This is a genomic window from Streptomyces deserti (assembly GCF_054782695.1).
The window spans coordinates 14,673-32,618 of record NZ_BAAGRZ010000014.1; the positions used below are offsets into that span (position 1 = coordinate 14,673).

The 17,946-nt window shown below is 72.5% G+C and carries 12 protein-coding genes; 7 read left to right on the forward strand and 5 right to left on the reverse strand.

Going from position 1 to position 17,946, the window contains the following annotated elements; genetic code table 11:
* Positions 1–32 precede the first annotated feature (32 nt).
* The 3 genes from ACYVMZ_RS22570 to ACYVMZ_RS22580 all read right to left on the reverse strand — a co-directional run bounded on the left by ACYVMZ_RS22570 (position 33) and on the right by ACYVMZ_RS22580 (position 5,819).
* Positions 33–1,544 (reverse strand): DUF5719 family protein, encoded by a 1,512-nt coding sequence (locus ACYVMZ_RS22570; RefSeq protein ID WP_461082440.1) that lies wholly within the window; start codon positions 1,542–1,544, stop codon positions 33–35.
* Entirely contained in the window at positions 1,541–5,293 is a 3,753-nt protein-coding gene (locus ACYVMZ_RS22575) for a glycosyltransferase family 2 protein (RefSeq protein WP_461082442.1), read from the reverse strand. The genes ACYVMZ_RS22570 and ACYVMZ_RS22575 overlap by 4 nt, the downstream gene beginning before the upstream one ends.
* A 262-nt stretch (positions 5,294–5,555) precedes the next feature.
* On the reverse strand, positions 5,556–5,819 hold the full coding sequence (locus tag ACYVMZ_RS22580) for a WhiB family transcriptional regulator (protein ID WP_003975777.1): 264 nt from the start codon (positions 5,817–5,819) through the stop codon (positions 5,556–5,558).
* A gap of 719 nt (positions 5,820–6,538) precedes the next feature.
* Here ACYVMZ_RS22580 and ACYVMZ_RS22585 point away from each other — a divergent pair.
* The 4 genes from ACYVMZ_RS22585 (at position 6,539) to ACYVMZ_RS22600 (ending at position 10,532) form a co-directional block, all read left to right on the forward strand.
* Positions 6,539–7,117, forward strand: a complete 579-nt coding sequence (locus ACYVMZ_RS22585) for a cysteine dioxygenase (RefSeq protein WP_461082444.1) — start codon at positions 6,539–6,541, stop codon at positions 7,115–7,117.
* Between the two features lie 87 nt (positions 7,118–7,204).
* Positions 7,205–8,164 (forward strand): 2-phospho-L-lactate transferase, encoded by a 960-nt coding sequence (gene cofD, locus ACYVMZ_RS22590; protein ID WP_461082446.1) that lies wholly within the window; start codon positions 7,205–7,207, stop codon positions 8,162–8,164.
* Positions 8,161–9,471: a coenzyme F420-0:L-glutamate ligase gene (locus ACYVMZ_RS22595; protein ID WP_461082448.1), complete on the forward strand. Its 1,311-nt coding sequence runs from the start codon at positions 8,161–8,163 to the stop codon at positions 9,469–9,471. Before cofD ends, ACYVMZ_RS22595 begins: the two co-directional genes overlap by 4 nt.
* Positions 9,472–9,530: 59 nt before the next feature.
* Positions 9,531–10,532 (forward strand): DNA-3-methyladenine glycosylase family protein, encoded by a 1,002-nt coding sequence (locus ACYVMZ_RS22600; RefSeq protein WP_461082450.1) that lies wholly within the window; start codon positions 9,531–9,533, stop codon positions 10,530–10,532.
* A 329-nt stretch (positions 10,533–10,861) separates the two neighbouring features.
* On the opposite strand, the gene manB is transcribed toward ACYVMZ_RS22600, so the two are convergent.
* Complete coding sequence (gene manB, locus ACYVMZ_RS22605) at positions 10,862–11,944, reverse strand: mannose-1-phosphate guanylyltransferase (RefSeq protein WP_461082452.1); 1,083 nt, start codon at positions 11,942–11,944, stop codon at positions 10,862–10,864.
* Between the two features lie 180 nt (positions 11,945–12,124).
* Entirely contained in the window at positions 12,125–13,552 is a 1,428-nt protein-coding gene (locus ACYVMZ_RS22610; protein ID WP_461082454.1) for a peptidoglycan recognition protein family protein, read from the reverse strand.
* Between the two features lie 151 nt (positions 13,553–13,703).
* Between ACYVMZ_RS22610 and ACYVMZ_RS22615 the strand changes: the two genes are divergently transcribed.
* The 3 genes from ACYVMZ_RS22615 (at position 13,704) to ACYVMZ_RS22625 (ending at position 17,942) form a co-directional block, all read left to right on the forward strand.
* Entirely contained in the window at positions 13,704–14,459 is a 756-nt protein-coding gene (locus ACYVMZ_RS22615) for a TIGR03089 family protein (RefSeq protein WP_461082456.1), read from the forward strand.
* Between the two features lie 168 nt (positions 14,460–14,627).
* The gene (locus ACYVMZ_RS22620; RefSeq protein WP_461082458.1) at positions 14,628–15,962 is read left to right on the forward strand and encodes an LCP family protein; all 1,335 of its coding nucleotides are present in this window, start codon (positions 14,628–14,630) and stop codon (positions 15,960–15,962) included.
* A gap of 237 nt (positions 15,963–16,199) precedes the next feature.
* Complete coding sequence (locus tag ACYVMZ_RS22625; RefSeq protein ID WP_461082460.1) at positions 16,200–17,942, forward strand: LCP family protein; 1,743 nt, start codon at positions 16,200–16,202, stop codon at positions 17,940–17,942.
* Positions 17,943–17,946: the final 4 nt, after the last annotated feature.

Genomic DNA, 17,946 nt, shown 5'->3' on the forward strand with positions numbered 1-17,946 from the left:
CCACAGACCCACGGGCCACGGGCCCGCCCGCCCTACCGCTGCAGTACCGACAAGTCCTCGTCCGCCTCCGGTACCGCCACCGTCCCCCGGTCGTCCGGCAGGGTCTGCACCGTGAAGCCGGGGACCCCGTCCTCCGTCGCCGACAGCGTCCGAGCCGCGTAGACCGGGCCGCCCGACAGCGGCTCGACCGTGAGGGCGTACGTGCCCTTCAGGCCGTTCGGGAGCGGCGGCTCGACGTCCTGGGTCGTGCCGGCCTTGATCGTGTACGTCTTGGACACCGCCGTACCGCCCTCGCTGCCCGCCGACGCGGTGACCTTGACGGTGGCGGTACGCCCGGGAGCGGTCAGGGACAGGGTGCTGCCCTTCGCGCTGTTGTCCGCGGACGTCGCGCGCGTGCCGACCGGCCGTGTGGCGGGGATGAACGCCGTCTCCTGCTTGTCGCCCTTGCCCCGCACGACCCGGACCGCCGCCACGACCGGCACCGACCGGTCCGTCGGCGTCAGCACCAGGGACCCCGCCTCGCCGCGCGTGACCTCGCCGAGGTCGACGGCGGTCGTCATGCCCCCCTTGACGTGCAGCGTCTCGTGTCCGGCCGGTGTGATCAGCCCGGAGGGAGACGCCAGTCGCACCTTCAGGTCCGCGTCGGCGTCTCCGGGCGTGAACGCGATCAGCCGGACGGCGGTCGCGTCCTTGGGGATGCCCGGCAGGACCAGGCTGCCCGCCGGATCCGTGGACGCGGCCAGCCAGTCGCCGCCGAGCTTGTCGTCCAGGGCCTGCACGGCCGCGCCGATCCGCCCGCTGCGCACGCTGACGTGCACGGTGAGGTTGGTCTGCGGCTCGTCGGTGAGCGTGGACAGCAGGATCGGCTCGCTGGAGTGCGGCTGGACGGTGATGCCCTCCCCCGTCGTCGACTTGAGGTCGCCGTCCTTGCCGTACAGCTCGAGGTCGACCACGGCGGCCGAGTCGTCGGGGTTCGTCAGGTGCACGTAGTCGGTCCGGTCGGCCGCGGTGCTCGCGCCCGGGAACCAGAAGTCCGTGTCGGGCGGCGTGCAGTTGACGCCCTGCAGCCCCCGCCCCGTGCCCGCGGCGACCTCCGTCGTCTCCTGCACCGTCCAGCCGGGCGCGAACTTCCCCTCGGCGGTCCCGACGAGCGCGGGCGCGTCGGCGCCGGAGGTGTCCCCGGTCACCGGCGTGCCGGGCTCCTTGGGTTCCAGGACGGGCTTGTCTGCCGCCTTCTGGTCGTCCTTGCCCTTCTCGCCGCCGGTGTCCGTGTCCCCCGACTCCCGTTCGGCCGCCCGCAGTTCGGCCTTGCCGCCACTGTCCGCGCCCTTCGTGACGGGCGTGAACGACGTGTACGACGTCTCGGCCAGATCGGACGTGCTGGGCGCCGGACACAGCAGGCTCGTGCGCTCCACGGGCAGTTGGGCGGCCGCCTTGGCGGCGGTGTCCGGGCCGGAGGCGTCCGGCGAGGACAGCGCCGCGAATCCGGTGACGGCGGCGAGCGCGCTCGCGCCGGCGATCAGGGACAGGGTGGTGCGGTTCACTGCTGGCTCCCGTCGGGACGCTCGCTGCCCGTGCCGTGGGGGTGGTGCGGTTGCGCGGGGTCGTACGCCGGGTCGTAACCCTGCTGGTACGTCTGGTCGTACGACGGGTCGTACGAGGCCGGCTGGGACGAGCCGCCGTACGCGTACGGGTCGTACTGGCCGCCCTGGTACGGGTCCGCCTGGTACGGCTGCCCGTACCCGCCCTGCGTGTACTGCTGGCCGCCCTGGTACTGCTCACCGCCGTACCCGCCGTACTCGGCACCCGGGTAACCGGCCCCGTCCCACTGGCCGTGGGACTGCTGCTGCGGAACCGCCACCGGGGTCTCCTGGGGCGGCACCGGCGCAGCCGCGGGCGGCTGGGGGAACTCCTCGCCCCGGCCCGCCTCTCCGGCCTCGGCCTCGGCCTGGGCGCGCAGACGCCGCGCCCGGCGGCCCTCGCCGGCGACGGCCTGCGCGGGAACCACCGGCTCGTCGGGCAGGTCGTCGTCGACGTCGCGGCGCCGGCCGGGCAGGGCGAGCACGACGAGGACGACGGCGAGGAGGCCCTGCGCCCACAGCCAGACGGTGTGGCCGAGCGGGTCGTCGTAGGTGACGTCCAGCTTGCCGCCGCTTGCGGGGAGTTCGAAGCCCTGGGCCCAGCCGTCGACGGTCGTGCGGGTGAGCGGCTTGCCGTCCAGGGTGGCGGTCCAGCCCTCGTCCGCGGAGTCGGCGAGGCGCAGGATCCGGCCTTCGGAGCCGGACGGGATCGTGGTGTGGATCTCGACGGGCCCGGCGGCGACGGGCTGCGGCTCACCCGAGCCCGTGCCCGAACCCGAGTCGGAGCCCGACTCAGATCCGGCGCCGGCGCCGGATCCAGCCGCAGAGCCGGAACCGGAACCGGACACGATCGTCGCCCGCGCCACCTCCTGGTCGACCCGCCACAGTGCCCCGCCCGCCTGCTGGCTGAGCCGGGTCAGGCCCGGCGTGGCGTCCAGCACGCGGGTGACCTCGCGGGGCGCGCCCTTGTGGACGAGGACGTAGCGCACGGCGAAGCCGCCGAGCTGGTCGGCCTGGTCGGCGCCGGAGCCGGCGACGAGGTTGGCGACGACCTTGTCGAGCTTGGCGTTCTCACCGTCCGCCGCGGCGAGTTCGCCGTCGCCCATGCGCGCGCCGGAGCCGCGGACGAGCATGTAGCCGACGTGGGCGGCGGAGTCGCTGTCGAGGACGAGGGTGCGGGCCTGGTCGCGCGTGCCGCTCTCCTCGGCGACGAACGCGGGCACCTGTGTGGGGTCGCGCCGCTCCAGCGGACCGTCGGCGCCGCGGATCATCCAGCCGGCGGCGACGAGCAGCGGACCCGCGGCCGAGGCGAAGGCGATCAGCACGGCGACCGGCTGGCGCCAGCCGAAGCTCTGCTCGGCCACACGCGCGCGTGCCCCGTCGGCGCCGAGCACGGCGGCCGCCAGGAGGGCGATGCCGTAGACGAGGGTGGCGGGCCCGGCCCACGTGGAGCCGTTGGACAGGACGGCGAAGACGAACCCCACCAGCGCGACAGCCCAGGCCGTCCAGATTCCCAGCTGGCGCTCGGAGCGCAGCAGGGCGGCGAGCGCGGCCAGCACGACGCCGATGAGCATCAGCCCGCTGACGGTGCCGGGCCCGCCGGGGCTCGCGCCGAGCAGGTCGAGGGCGGACGCGGCGGAGGAGCCGTACTCCAGTCCCGCCTGCTGGAAGAAGCCGAACGGGAGCAGCGACAGCGACCAGGGCGCGAGGACCAGCAGCGGCGTTCCGACCTGTGCCAGGAAACGCGGTCCGTACGCCGTGATGTCGCCCCTGCGCAGGACCAGCACTCCGGCGCCGAGGAGCAGGGCGATGGGCCACACGATCGGCGTGAACGCCGTGGTGATCGTCAGCAGCAGCGCGTACGCCCAGGTGGCGCGCCAACTGCCGCGCGCGCCCGAGGGGTTCGCGAGGCCGCTCGCGGCGATGCCCGCGCGGGCGACGAGCGGCAGCAGGACGGCGAGGACGGCGGTGCCGATGCGGCCGCCGGCGAGCGCGCCGGTGGCGGCGGGCAGGAAGGCGTAGACGACGGCCGCCCAGGCGCGCAGCAGCCGGGACGGGACGAGGGGCCGGGAGGCGAAGTAGGCGGCGAGGCCGGCCAGCGGCACGGAGCAGACGAGCAGGACCGTGACCGCGAGCCCGGTCGAGCCGAACAGCAGGGAGGCGAGCAGCGCCACGATCGCGAGGTACGGGGGCGCGGCCGAGGTGCCGCCGGCGCCCACCGGATGCCAGGCGTCCGCATAGCGCGACCACAGCTCTCCCGAGCCCGCCGGGGCGGGCAGCAGGGCGCCGCCCGCGAGGGCTCCGCCGCCGAGGAGGGCGCGGCAGGCGACCAGGGAGACGAACAGCAGCACCAGGAAGAGCACCGGGCCGGGCTTGCGGGCGATGCGCTTGAGCCGGGCGAACTGCTCGATCTCCAGGAAGTCGGCATCGTCGCCGCCGGGGCCCGACTCGACGGCGCCGCCGTGCCGTCCCGCGCCGAAGGTGACCTCGGGGTCGGAGCGGCCGACGAGGTTGCCCGCGACCTGTTCGACGGTGACGCGGACGGTCGCGCCGGGCGGCGGGAACAGCGCCCGCAGCTCGCCCTTGTCGATCTGAGGGGCGCCTCTTCTGCGCCGCCCGGCGATGATCCGCTCGGGCCGCAGCAGCGTGCCCATGAGACCGCGGATCTCGTCGACGGCCTGCCCGGGGACCTTGCCGACGAGGTAGGCGAGGGTCCGCAGCAGCGTGCCCACAACGAGGCGCAGCAGCACCCAGGGCAGCACGGCCGTACGGGCGTTGACGAGGAGGGTGTAGACGGCGCCGGCCTTGTCGACCTTGTGCGGGGAGGCGGACGTACGGCCCACGCAGTCGACGGTGCGGCGCTCGCGGGAGGCCGCCTCGGCGTGTCGGACGACCGCCTCCGGGGCGACGAGGACCCGGAATCCGGCGGCGTGCGCGCGCCAGCACAGGTCGACGTCGTCGCGCATCAGGGGCAGGTGCCGGTCGAATCCGCCGAGCTGTTCGAAGACGTCGCGCCGGATGAGCATGCCGGCGGTGGACACCGACAGGACGGGACGGACGTGGTCGTGCTGGCCCTGGTCCTGTTCGCGGCGGTCCAGACCGGTCCAGCGGCGGCCGGAGTTGGCGATGGTGACGCCGACCTCCAGCAGCTGCCGGCGGTCGTACCAGCCGCGCAGCTTGGGGCCGACGACGGCCACGTCCTCGCGGCCGAGCTCGTACTCGTTGTCCACGACCCGCAGCAGCTGGGCGAGGGCGTCGGGTTCGGGGGCGCAGTCGTCGTGCAGCAGCCACAGCCACTGCACCGGCTCCCCGTGCGGGAGGTCGGGCAGGTCGTAGGTGTCGTCGCGCCACGTGCGCGTGACGGGGTCCCAGCCGCTGGGCCGCTTCAGGTACGGCAGGTCGTCCGGGGTGAGGTGGGGCGCGATGCGGTGGCACTCCTCGACGGCCTGGCCGAAACCGGTGCGCCGGGCGAGGTGCAGCACGCGGTCGTCGCCGAGCGCCTCGGTGACCAGCCGGGCGGAGGCGTCCGCGCTGCCGGTGTCGGCCGCCATGGCGTACTGAACGGGGCGCTCCTGGCCGAGCAGCCCGGCGAGCGCGTCGGGCAGCCAGCGGGCGCCGTCGTGGGAGACGAGGACCGCGGTCACCACATGACGCGGAAACTCAGGGGTGGCAGCCGTGTCGTGATGGGCTGCCGTGTGGCTGTGCACGGACATCGAGGTACGGGCCCCGGTTCGGTGGACTGCGGTGGACGCCTGTGCCCGGTGGGGGCAGCGTGGCGTCTCGGACGAGCGACCACACTATCGGCTGGGCAACACGGCGGCCCGCCGCCTGTGGATAACCCACCTGCGACGGGCCGTTCGAGACGTATGTACGGAAGAGTCCGTATGACGTCGGTACGGAAGCGTCCGTGCCGCCGTGTGCAAGAGGCTTCAGGAGCCTTACCGCTGCCGGTGACGTACCGGTGCGGCCGGTCGGTCAGACCGCGGCCTTCTTCAGCCTGCGACGCTCCCGCTCGGACAGGCCGCCCCAGATGCCGAAGCGCTCGTCGTTGGCGAGGGCGTACTCGAGGCACTCGGAGCGCACCTCGCAGGCGAGGCAGACCTTCTTGGCCTCCCGGGTGGAGCCACCCTTCTCGGGGAAGAAGGACTCGGGGTCGGTCTGGGCGCACAGCGCGCGCTCCTGCCAGCCGAGTTCCTCGTCCGCGTCGTCGACCAGCAGTTGCTGCACCAGCTCGGTCATGTGCGCCCCTCGTCTGTTCTTTCCGCGTCCCCGTGATGTAGCCGTTACCGATTTCGGCTGAACGACACGAGTGAAATTACAAGTGTGCTGCTCCGGGCGAGTCAAGCCGAGATCTGCTATTGAGCCCCTTATTCACTCTGCGGAACCAAGGCCATGCGGAAAGTGTTCAAATCGGCATAAACCTTGACACACGGACGAGGCTCACGCGGGTCACCTGTCCGCACAGAGCCTGTACGGAAAAGGACGCCCAGGCGTTCGATCTCGTTCCGGCGCGCGCGTCGAAGCGAACCGGATCACAGTCGGATCACGAGATCGCAACGAGGCTCGGCCGCCCGGTTGGACGCCATGTGTCCCGGGAGGGCCATGAGTAAACCTTTCACCTTCCAGGTGAACCGGATGAGGTGAAGCACATCCCACATATCGGGCGCCGAGTTGACAGTGGAGGTGTGAACCGGTGTCCTTGTGGGCATGCTCGCGAATTCGGCACTCACCCCGACCCGCTCCGCCGGGTCCCTCGGTGCTGCCCGCGCTCGCTGTAGCTGTTGCTGTTCCAGCTGTTGAGCCCAACGCGCTCCGGCTGCCGCTGAGTCACCCACGACTCGGCGTCCGATTCCTTCGCTCACACCAGGGCATCCCTCGTCGTCGCCCGCGACCCGGGCACAGGCGGCGCGACACCCCCCACCTACTTTCCTCTCCTGGCCAAGGAACCACCGCACCCCATGAACAGCGACAGCGACCTTCAGATCGCCGGCGACATCCTCGAAGTCCCGCACCTGCTCCAGGCCCCGCGCGAGCACCCGGCCACCGTCGCCGAGTTCGTCGGACTGGCCCGCTCCATCGCCGCCGACCGCTCCCAGTGGGAGCACCTCGTCCAGTACGACGCGACCACCCGCTGGTACCACCGGCTGCGCACCGGCCCCGGCTACGAGGTGTGGCTGCTGTCCTGGGTGCCCGGGCAGGGCAGCGGGCTGCACGACCACGGCCGCTCCTCCGGGGTGCTGACCGTGCTGGACGGCACGCTGACCGAGCGCACAGAGCGCGGCACGCGCGCGTTGCGGGCGGGCGCGGTGGGGCTCTCCCCGCTCGAGCGGAGCCGAGAGTGGGGGAGGGTGTTCGCACCCGGCTACGTCCACGAGGTCGTGAACGACGCGCTGGAGCCGGCGGTCAGCCTGCACATCTACTACCCGGGCCTGACCGAGATGCAAATGCTCCCCCAGTCTCAACTTCGTTCGACCGGGGGGACCCCCATCACCCCGCACTGCGAGGCGCGCCCGGAATCCCGCACCGTGACCGCCTGACGCGCGAACGCCACACCGTGACCGCCTGACGCCCCGCATCCCGCGACTGGCCGACGCGTTGTCGTACCCGCCTGCAAGACTGCTCCCATGCGCATTGTGGTTCTGGCAGGCGGCATCGGCGGTGCCCGTTTCCTGCGCGGTCTGAAGCGGGCCGTGCCGGACGCGGACATCACGGTCATCGGCAACACCGGGGACGACATCCACCTCTTCGGGCTGAAGGTCTGCCCGGACCTCGACACGGTGATGTACACGCTCGGCGGCGGCATCAACGAGGAGCAGGGCTGGGGGCGGGCCGACGAGACCTTCCATCTCAAGGAGGAGCTCGCGGCGTACGGCGTCGGGCCGGAGTGGTTCGGGCTGGGCGACCGCGACTTCGCCACGCACATCGTCCGTACGCAGATGATCGGCGCCGGATACCCGCTGAGCGCGGTGACGGAGGCGCTGTGCGACCGCTGGAAGCCGGGCGTGCGGCTGATCCCGATGACCGACGACCGCGTGGAGACCCACGTGGCCGTCGAGATCGACGGCGAGCGCAGGGCGATCCACTTCCAGGAGTACTGGGTGCGGCTGCGGGCCTCGGTCCCCGCCGAGGCGATCGTCCCGGTCGGCGCCGAGCAGGCCAAGCCGGCGCCGGGCGTGCTGGAGGCGATCGCCGAGGCGGACGTGATCCTCTTCCCGCCGTCCAACCCGGTCGTCTCGGTCGGCACGATCCTCGCCGTGCCCGGCATCCGGGAGGCGATCGCCGACGCCGGGGTGCCCGTCGTGGGCCTGTCCCCCATCGTCGGGGACGCGCCCGTGCGGGGCATGGCCGACAAGGTGCTCGCGGCGGTCGGCGTGGAGTCCACGGCCGCGGCGGTGGCCGAGCACTACGGCTCGGGCCTGCTGGACGGCTGGCTCGTCGACACGGTCGACGCGGCCTCGGTGGAGCGGGTCGAGGCGGCGGGCATCCGCTGCAGGGCCGTACCGCTGATGATGACCGACGTGGAGGCGGCCGCGCAGATGGCCCGGGAGGCGCTGGCGCTGGCGGAGGAGGTGCGGGGGGCGTGAGCGGACCGCTCACCGACGGCTACCGGGTCTGGGCCGTGCCCGGCCTGCCCGAGGTCCAGCCCGGCGACGACCTGGCCAAGCTGATCGCCGCCGCGGAACCGGGGCTCGCGGACGGTGACGTGCTGCTCGTCACGTCCAAGATCGTCTCCAAGGCGGAGGGCCGGATCGTCCAGGCGGCGGACCGGGAGGCCGCGATCGACGCGGAGACCGTACGGGTGGTCGCCCGGCGGGGCGCCCTGCGGATCGTCGAGAACCGGCAGGGGCTCGTCATGGCCGCGGCCGGGGTCGACGCCTCCAACACCCCTGCCGGGACGGTGCTGTTGCTGCCCGAGGACCCGGACGCGTCCGCGCGAGCGATCCGGGCCGGGCTGCGTGACGCCCTCGGCGTCGACGTCGGGGTCGTCGTCACCGACACGTTCGGCCGGCCCTGGCGCTCGGGGCTCACGGACGTGGCGATCGGCGCGGCCGGCATCCGCGTACTCGACGATCTGCGCGGGGGCACGGACGCGTACGGCAATCCGCTCAGCGCCACCGTCGTCGCCACGGCCGACGAACTCGCCGCCGCGGGCGACCTGGTCAAGGGCAAGGCCGCCGGGCGGCCCGTCGCCGTCGTGCGCGGCCTCCCCCACGTGATGGCCGAGGAGGACGGAGAGGGGGCGCGGGCCATGGTGCGCGGCGCGCGCGACGACATGTTCCGGCTCGGCACGTCGGAGGCGGTACGGCTGGCGGTGACCCAGCGCCGCACGGTCCGGTCCTTCACGGACGAGCCGGTCGACCTGGGGGCCGTACGACGTGCGGTCGCCGCCGCCGTCACGGCACCGGCGCCGCACCACACGACGCCGTGGCGTTTCGTCCTGCTGGAGTCGGAGGAGTCGCGCACCCGCCTGCTGGACGCCATGCGAGACGCCTGGATCGCGGACCTGCGCCGCGACGGCAAGACCGAGGAGTCCATCGCCAAGCGGATACGGCGTGGGGACGTGCTGCGCAACGCGCCGTACCTGGTGGTGCCCTGCCTGGTCATGGACGGCTCGCACACCTACGGGGACGCGCGCCGCGACGGGGCCGAGCGGGAGATGTTCGTGGTCGCCGCGGGCGCCGGGGTGCAGAACTTCCTGGTCGCGCTGGCCGGGGAACGGCTGGGCTCGGCCTGGGTGTCCTCGACGATGTTCTGCCGGGACGTGGTGCGCGAGGTGCTGGAGCTGCCGGCCGACTGGGACCCGATGGGGGCGGTGGCGGTCGGGCATCCGGCCGAGGAGCCGAGGCCGCGGCCGGAGCGGGACGCGGGGAGGTTCATCGAGGTGCGGTGACACAGGCCGGCCGGCGCCTACTCTCATAGGGCCCTACTCCTCACTCCGGGACTTCATTCGTGGCAGGACGGTTCGCTCCCCGGCCCACGCGTACGACGGTGCGCGGCGGCCATGTCGCCGTGCCCGCCGGCATACCGCGCCAGGCGCCGGCCACGGGGCGGGTGCGGACCTGGGTGCCGGACGGGCCGCTGGACCTCGGGCTGGTCCTCGGGCCGCTGCGGCGCGGGCCGGCGGATCCCACGTTCCGGGCGACGCCGGACGGCTCCGTGTGGCGAGCCAGCCGGACGCCGTGCGGGCCCGGGACGCTGCGGGTGCGGGCGTACGGCGACCGGGTGCGCGGTGAGGCGTGGGGGCCGGGGGCCGAGTGGCTGCTGGAGCAGTTGCCGGAGCTGCTCGGAGCCGCCGACGATCCGTCGGCCTTCGAGCCCCGGCACCGGCTGGTGGCACTCGCCCGGCACCGGCGGCCGGGACTGCGGCTGACACGGACCGGACTGGTGCTGGAGTCGCTGATTCCGTCGATTCTCGAGCAGAAGGTCACGACGGATGAGGCGTACCGGGCGTGGCGGCTGCTCGTACGTAAGTTCGGGGAGCCGGCGCCGGGGCCCGCGCCCGGGCGGATGTACGTGATGCCGGAGCCGCGGACCTGGGCGCTGATCCCCTCCTGGGAGTGGCACCGGGCCGGAGTCGACAACAAGCGGGCGTCCACGATCCTGCGGGCCGTACGGGTCGCTGCGCGGCTGGAGCAGGCGGTGGGGATGCCTCCGGCGGACGCGCAGGCCCGATTGGAGGTCGTGCCGGGGATCGGGCCGTGGACGTCGGCGGAGACGGTGCAGCGCAGTCATGGGGCGGCGGACGCGGTGACCGTCGGGGATCTGCATCTGCCGCGGATCGTGGGGTGGGCTCTGGCCGGGGACCGGGACGCGGACGACTCCGTGATGCTGGAGCTGTTGGAGCCGTATGCCGGGCAGCGGCATCGGGCGGCTCGGTTCATTCTGCTGAGCGGGCGGGTGCCGCCGCGGCGGCACCCGAAGATGCCTCGGGTGGATATCGGGCAGCTGTGACGTCAGCGCCCGTCTCCCCCGGCCGGGCCGGCCGGCGGCTGGCCGACGTGGCGCCGGAGGGCGGTCGGCGCCGCCGGGGAGCGGTGTCCTGCGCAGGACGGCTCCGCCCTCACGCAGGCCGGCCGGGGCACGAGCTTCGGCGTCGCGGGTTGCCGCCTGCCGCGCGTCTGCCGGAGTGGTCGTCGGTGCTGCTCGGTCTCGCGGGTGCCGGGCTGCTGGGTGTGGCGGCACGTCGGCGGTTCGGCGGGAGGAGGGTGGGCGGGCGTCCGTGACGGATCGTCACGGACGCCCGCGACGGGCGGTGGGCCGTCGCCCGCGCCCCGATTCCCCTACTGGTCCGAGGAGAAGCGCACCGCCCCCGCCGGAATCCGCGCGTCACACCACACCCGCACGCCCTCCCGCAGCTCGTTGTCCGCGCCGACCACCGCGCCGTCGCCTATCACCGTGCCGGTGAGGACGGAGCGTTCGCCGACGCGGGCGCGGGTGCCTATGAGGGAGTCGGTGATCACCGCGCCGGGCTCGATCACCGCGCCCGGCAGGATCGTGCTGCCGAAGACGCGTGCGCCCTCCGCCACGAACGCGCCCTCGCCGACCACCGTGCCGCCCGCCAGCTTCGCGTCGGGGGCGACTCTCGCCGTCGGCAGGACCAGACGGTCGCCGCAGCGGCCGGGGACCGCCGGGGACGGGGCACGCCCCAGCACCAGGTCCGCGGAGCCCCGTACGAACGCGGCCGGGGTGCCGAGGTCCAGCCAGTACGTCGAGTCGACCATGCCCTGCAGATGGGCCCCGGCGGTCAGCAGGTCCGGGAAGGTCTCCCGCTCCACCGACACCGGGCGGCCCAGCGGAATCGTGTCGATGACCGACCGCCGGAAGACGTACGCCCCCGCGTTGATCTGGTCGGTGACGATCTCCTCCGGGGTCTGCGGCTTCTCCAGGAACGCCAGGACCCGGCCCGTGTCGTCCGTGGGGACCAGACCGTAGGCCCGGGGGTCCGTCACCTTCGTCAGGTGCAGGGACACGTCCGCGCCCGTCGTCTCGTGGGTGCGGACCAGGGCCCTGATGTCCAGGCCGGTGAGGATGTCGCCGTTGAAGATCAGCACCGGGTCGTCGGGGCCCGAGTGCAGACGCGACGCCACGTTGCGGATCGCGCCGCCCGTGCCGAGGGGCTCCTCCTCCGTCACGTACTCGATGTGGAGCCCGAGCGACGAGCCGTCGCCGAAGTACGGTTCGAAGACCTCGGCCAGGTACGAGGTCGCCAGCACGATGTGCTCGACGCCCGCCGCTCTCGCTCTGGCCAACTGGTGTGTGAGGAAGGGGACCCCGGCCGCCGGGACCATCGGCTTCGGCGTGTGCACCGTGAGCGGGCGCAGCCGCGTGCCCTTGCCGCCGACCAGGAGGATCGCTTCTGTCACCTGTCGTCTCTGCTTCCTGCCGGGACCGGCCGAACTGTCTTTCGGCCGGCCAGTGTATGCAGACCGTTCCGTGGCGCCTTCGATGGCCGTGCGGTGTCCCGCCCCCTGCCCCCCGATGGCGGTGAACGCGGTCTCCGGCAGGTCAGCCGCCGTCTCAGCCGCCCGGCTCAGCGGCCCGGCTCAGCGGCCCTGGTAGCGGGCCGCCGTCTTTCGGGCCGAGCCGAGCTTGCCGTAGAGCTTCCCCCCAGGGCACTCCGTGGCGAAACCGTCCCGGTGACCGGAGATCACGTTCAGTCGTACGTTCTTGCCCTTTCGGTAGAGATTGCCACCGCCGGACTTCAGGTATGTCTTCCCTTTGGGATTCATCCCGTACAGACCGAGCTTCCACGCGGTGAGCCGGGCGATGGCCTTCACGGCGGAGGACGAGGGCTTGGTGGAGCCGTACGAGCCGATGACGGCGATGCCCATGCTGTTGGAGTTGAAGCCGAGGGTGTGCGCGCCCAGGACCGGCTTCGCCACGCCCCCGGCGCGGCCCTCGTAGATCCTTCCGCACTTGTCGATGACGAAGTTGTAGCCGATGTCGCGCCAGCCCATGCTCTTGACGTGGTAGCGGTAGATACCGCGAATGAGTGAAGGCGCCTGCGAGCAGCGGTAGTTGTTGCCGGAGGCCGTGTGGTGCACGAAGGCCGCCTTCACCTTCTTCGTGTAGACGAACTTCTTCTCGCGCAGCTTCTCGTTCGCGCCCCAGCCGCGGCGCGTGACGATGCCGGGGCGCGGGCCGATGTACGGCTTCGCCTGCTGCTGTCCCGTCAGGCCGGCGCCGCGCAGGGCGAGTGTTTCCCGCTCGGTGGCGGCGCGGCTCAGCGCCGGGATCTCGGTGGCGCCGAGGGGGGCGAGGTCGGCGTTGGCGGCCGAGGCGGCGGTCGCCTCGGCGTTCAGCCCGCCGGCGCGGAGGCCGCCCACGGCCGCGCCGGGCGGTGGGGCGGCCTCGCCGGGGTCGACGAGTTCCAGGCGCAGGCCGGCGGGAAGCAGCCGGGAGGCGGGCGTCACGGCCCGCGTACCGGCGTGGTCGTCGTGCCCGGGCTCCGCCCGGACGCGGACCTCGACACCGTCCGAGTCGCCCACCCACAGCGGTGCCGTGGCGCCGCGTACCCGGCCCGAGGTGCGCTCGGGGGTGTCCGGGTCGGCGGCGTGGTCGGCGTTGTGCGTCTCGACGTCCTGCCAGCCGGCCCAGGTGCCGGTGGCGACCGAGCGGGTGCGGACCTGGACGCGGCCGTGCAGTTCGGTGTCGGGGTCGTCCCAGACGACGCCGACGAGGGAGAAGTGCCGTACGTCCCGGCGGTGCAGGCCCTGGTCGGCGGCGCCGAGGGTGCGGTCCTGGGTGAGGGGTTCGAGGGGCAGGGACTGGGTGCTGCCGGGGACGTACGGCTCGGCAGCGGGCCCCGCGGGGCGGGCGACGGTCGTCCGTCCGGCCGCCGGCGCGGCGGTCGTGGCCGCTTCCGCGGTCGGCGCCGGGCTCGCGGTCGACGCGACTGCGGGCGGGGCCAGCGGAAGAACGAGGGTGGCCGCGCAGGTGACACCGATTGAGGAAGCAAGGAATCCACGCATGCCCCTGATCTTGGACATATCTACTTATATCTGTCCATCGGGGAGTTGACGGGGCGTCGGGGGGTGTTGGTCCGAACCGGTGGCGTCCGCGTGGCGATCCGGTGACCCGGTCGCGCGGTGCGGGACGGCCGCGCCGCGTAGGCTTGCACGGGTGAACGCCACCGATCGCACCCCTGCCGACCTGCTGAGTTCCGCGCTCGCCGCGGACCCGGGACGCCCCCTGGTGACCTTCTACGACGACGCCACGGGCGAGCGCGTCGAACTGTCCGTGGCCACCTTCGCCAATTGGGTGGCCAAGACCGCGAATCTGCTGCAGGACGAGCTGTCCGTCGAGCCCGGGGACCGGGTCGCGCTGCTGCTGCCCGCGCACTGGCAGACGGCGGTGTGGCTGCTGGCATGTGCGTCGGTGGGGGTGATCGCGGATGTCGCGGGGAATCCGGCGGCGGCCGATGCCGTGGTGAGCGGGCCGGACTCGCTGGAGGCGGCGCGGGCCTGTTCCGGTCCGCGGGTCGCGCTCGCGCTGCGGCCGCTCGGAGGGCGCTTTCCGCAGGCCCCGGAGGGGTTCACCGACTACGCCGTGGAAGTGCCGGGGCAGGGCGACCGGTTCGTGCCGTACGCGCCGGTCGATCCGGAGGAGCCGGCGTTGATCGTGGCCGGGCGGGAGTTCAGCGGGGCCGAGGTCGTCGAGCGGGCCCGGGCGGAGGCGACCGGGCTGGGGCTGACGGGGCCGGGGTCGCGAATTCTGTCGGGGTTGCCGTACGACACGTGGGAGGGGCTGAACGCGGGGTTGTACGGGCCGTTGGCCACGGGCGGTTCCGTGGTGCTGTGCCGGCATCTGGAGCGGTTGGGGGATGAGGCGCTGGACAAGCGGGTGGAGAGCGAGCGGGTCACGGCGATCGCCCGGTAGCCGAGCCGGGTCTGTGGGCACCCGGCGCCGGGGCTCCCCTCCCCCATTCGGCTCAGCACCACCCAGCCCCCACCGCTCCCCCGGGCCATGGTCGTAAGAGCAGCAGCACGCACCGCAATGCGACGCGACGCACCGCACGCTCGTACGCCATGAGGGGTGGAGCCGGTCATGAGCGACACCGCAGGGGGTCTCGGGTCCGGGAAGGCGGGGGCCTTTGCCACTGGGCGGGGGCTGGGGAGGCGACGTCGGCGGCGGTGGGTGCGGGGGGCCGGGCTCGTGACGGCCGTGGTGGTGCTCGGGGCCGCCGGCGTGGGGTGGGCGGTGTACGCGAAGCTCGACGGGAACATCACGCCCGACGAGGCGGCCGCGGCCGAGCTCGCGCGGTTCGAGAAGGAGCGGCCCACCTCGCTGGTCAAGGACGCGCGGAACATCCTGTTGATCGGGTCGGACTCCCGCTCCGGCGACGAGAACCGCCGCTACGGACGGGACTCGGGCACCGAGCGGTCCGACACCACGATCCTGCTGCACCTGTCCGGAGGCCGGCGCAGCGCCACCGCCGTGTCCATACCCCGCGACCTGATGGTGGACGTGCCCGGCTGCCGCCGGCCGGACGGCAGCCGCAGCGAACCCACGTTCGCGATGTTCAACTACGCCTTTCAGGTGGGCGGTTCGGCCTGCACCATCCGAACGGTCGAGAAACTCACCGGCATCCGCATCGACCATCACGTCGTCGTCGACTTCCACGGCTTCAAGGAGATGGTCGACGCGGTCGACGGTGTCCAGGTGTGCCTGAAGGAGCCGGTCGACGACAAGGCCGCCAAGCTCAAGCTGCCCGCCGGGCGGGTGACGCTCAACGGCGAGCAGGCCCTCGGCTACGTCCGCGCCCGGAAGTCCCTCGGCAACGGGAGCGACACCGACCGGATGGAACGGCAGCAAAGGTTCCTCGGCGCGCTCGTCAACAAGGTGCAGAGCGATGGCGTCCTGTTGAATCCGGTGAAGCTGTACCCCGTGCTGGACGCGGCCACGTCGTCCCTCACCACCGACCCGGCGCTGGCGAGTCTGCGTGGTTTGTACGAACTCGTGCGCGGCCTGCGCGACATCCCTACCGAACGGGTGCAATTCCTGACCGTTCCCAGGGAGTCGTATGTCTACAACGCCAATCGCGACCAACTCGTGGAACCCGAGGCGGAGAAGCTGTTCGAGCGGCTGCGCACGGACGCGCCGTTGGTGGTCGCGCGGGGCGTTCCCCGGAGTTCTGCCGCACAAAGCCGGGAAAGCGGGGATTCGTACGAGCTGTCGTACGGGAATTCGTACACGGATTCCGCCGCAGGGTCTACGGAGTCGTACGACCTCGGCACGGACGGTGACGGAAAGGCCGAGGGGAAGCAGGGTGGAAAGGCCGACGGGAAGGCCGCCGGGGAGCGGGCCGACGAACCGTCCGCCCCCACTTCCCCCGCACCGACCTTCCGCGGGAACACCGCCGCCGAGGACGGCTGCGGGTAAAGCCCTCGCAACGCGGTGAACTTTTGTCCGAGGAAATGGGCGAATTGCCCAGTTGTAGGGACGTGGAATTTGTCACCGGCGTCGCCCGACGCTGAACTGGGCGGTTAGTGTGAGCGATCCGGTGCGTCCGGCCCTGAGGTCCGTAGGTCCGTCCTGAGGTCGCGCACTGCAGAACGAGACCCGAGCGCCTTGGAGGGGAAAGGCGCCGCGTGGCCCCGACGGAGGATTCGGACAACCGTGGACGCGCAAGGCCGTGGGCGGGCGGAGAACATCGACCCCGCAGACCAGTGGGTGCTCAATCCGAACACCGGCGAATACGAACTGCGACTGGGCCCTTCCGCACCGCAGTCGGCGGTCCCCGGGCCCCGCAGACCGGCCTCCCCCGGCGCGGGCGCGAGGGTGCGCGGTCGGACGGCCGCACCCGGCCGTACGCGGCCGTCCGAGACGCCCGGCCGTGACGTCCCGCCCCCACGCAGGCGCCGCGGGGCGCCCGCCGAGCCGCCGCCGGGGCGGCGCGGGCGGCGCCCGGCGAAGAAGCCGAAGGCGAAGAAGGTCCTGCTGTGGACGGGCGGCACGATGGCGTTCGTGCTCGTCGCCGGGGCGGGTGCCGGTTATCTCTACATCGAGCACCTCAACGGCAACATCACGTCCGTCTCGGACGACGGCGCGAGCACCGGTGGCTTCAGCAAGGACAAGGCGATCAACATCCTGCTGATCGGCACCGACAAGCGCACCGGCAAGGGCAACGACAAGTACGGCGACCACGGCAGCCCCGGCCACGCCGACACCACGATCCTGCTGCACGTCTCCAAGGACCGCTCGAACGCGACCGCGCTGAGCATCCCCCGCGACCTCATCGTCGACATCCCCGACTGCCCGACCACGCAGGAGGACGGCTCGACGAAGATCATCCCGGGTTCGCAGGGTGTCCGCTTCAACACCAGCCTCGGCCAGGACGGCCGTACGCCGAGCTGCACCATGCGGACCGTCACGGAACTGACCGGGGTCAAGCCCGACAACTTCATGGTCGCCGACTTCAACGCGGTCAAGACGCTGACCACGGCGGTCGGCGGTGTGGAGGTGTGTCTGGCCAAGGACATCGACGACCCGGACTCCAAGCTCAAACTGTCCAAGGGCACGCACACCATCGAGGGCGAGCAGGCGCTGGCGTACGTGCGGACCCGGCACTCCGTCGGGTTCGGCGGCGACCTGAGCCGCATCGGGCTGCAGCAGCAGTTCCTCAGCGCGCTGATGCGGAAGCTCAAGTCCAACGACACGCTCACCAGCCCGTCGAAGATGATCAAGCTGGCCGAGGCGGGCACCAAGGCGCTCACCGTCGACTCGCAGCTGGACAGCATCAACAAGCTGAAGGACCTCGGCCTGGAGCTGGGCAAGCTCAACACCAAGAACCTGACGTTCACGACGATCCCGGTGAACGACAACCCCGCGGAGAAGGTCAAGGCGACCGTCGTCCTCGACGAGTCCAAGGCCCCGCAGGTGTTCAAGATGATCCGGGACGACGTGTCGTTCACCGAGGTCAAGCAGAAGGAGAAGCAGAAGAAGACCGCCGTCGCCGCCCGTCTGAAGGGCACCAAGGCGCCGGCCTCCGAGGTGCGGGTGCGCGTCCTCAACGGCGGAGCGGCCCCCGGCAGCGCCCAGGAGACCCTGACCTGGCTGCAGACCGAGGAGGGCGTCACCAAGTCCGAGAACGCGGGCAACGCGCCGGCCGTACTGAGCAGGACCACGCTCGAGTACGCGCCCGACCAGGCCGACCAGGCCCGCCGCCTCGCCGACATCATGGGTCTGTCCGCCTCGGCGATGAAGCCGGGCGAGAGCGTGACCAACTCGCAGGGGCTGCCTGCGATCACGCTGACCCTGGGCAAGGACTTCGAGGGCGCGGGCGTGCCCCTCACCACTCCGTCGAAGGCGCCGGAGGGGGTCCAGAAGTCCACGGCGGACAAGGTCGAGTGCGCCAAGTGACCTG

Coding starts and splice junctions, on each gene's coding strand:
- ACYVMZ_RS22575 (WP_461082442.1), bottom strand. CDS start 5,293: ATGTCCGTGCACAGCCACACGGCAGCCCATCACGACACGGCTGCCACC.
- ACYVMZ_RS22580 (WP_003975777.1), bottom strand. CDS start 5,819: ATGACCGAGCTGGTGCAGCAACTGCTGGTCGACGACGCGGACGAGGAA.
- ACYVMZ_RS22585 (WP_461082444.1), top strand. CDS start 6,539: ATGAACAGCGACAGCGACCTTCAGATCGCCGGCGACATCCTCGAAGTC.
- cofD (WP_461082446.1), top strand. CDS start 7,205: ATGCGCATTGTGGTTCTGGCAGGCGGCATCGGCGGTGCCCGTTTCCTG.
- ACYVMZ_RS22610 (WP_461082454.1), bottom strand. CDS start 13,552: ATGCGTGGATTCCTTGCTTCCTCAATCGGTGTCACCTGCGCGGCCACC.
- ACYVMZ_RS22620 (WP_461082458.1), top strand. CDS start 14,628: ATGAGCGACACCGCAGGGGGTCTCGGGTCCGGGAAGGCGGGGGCCTTT.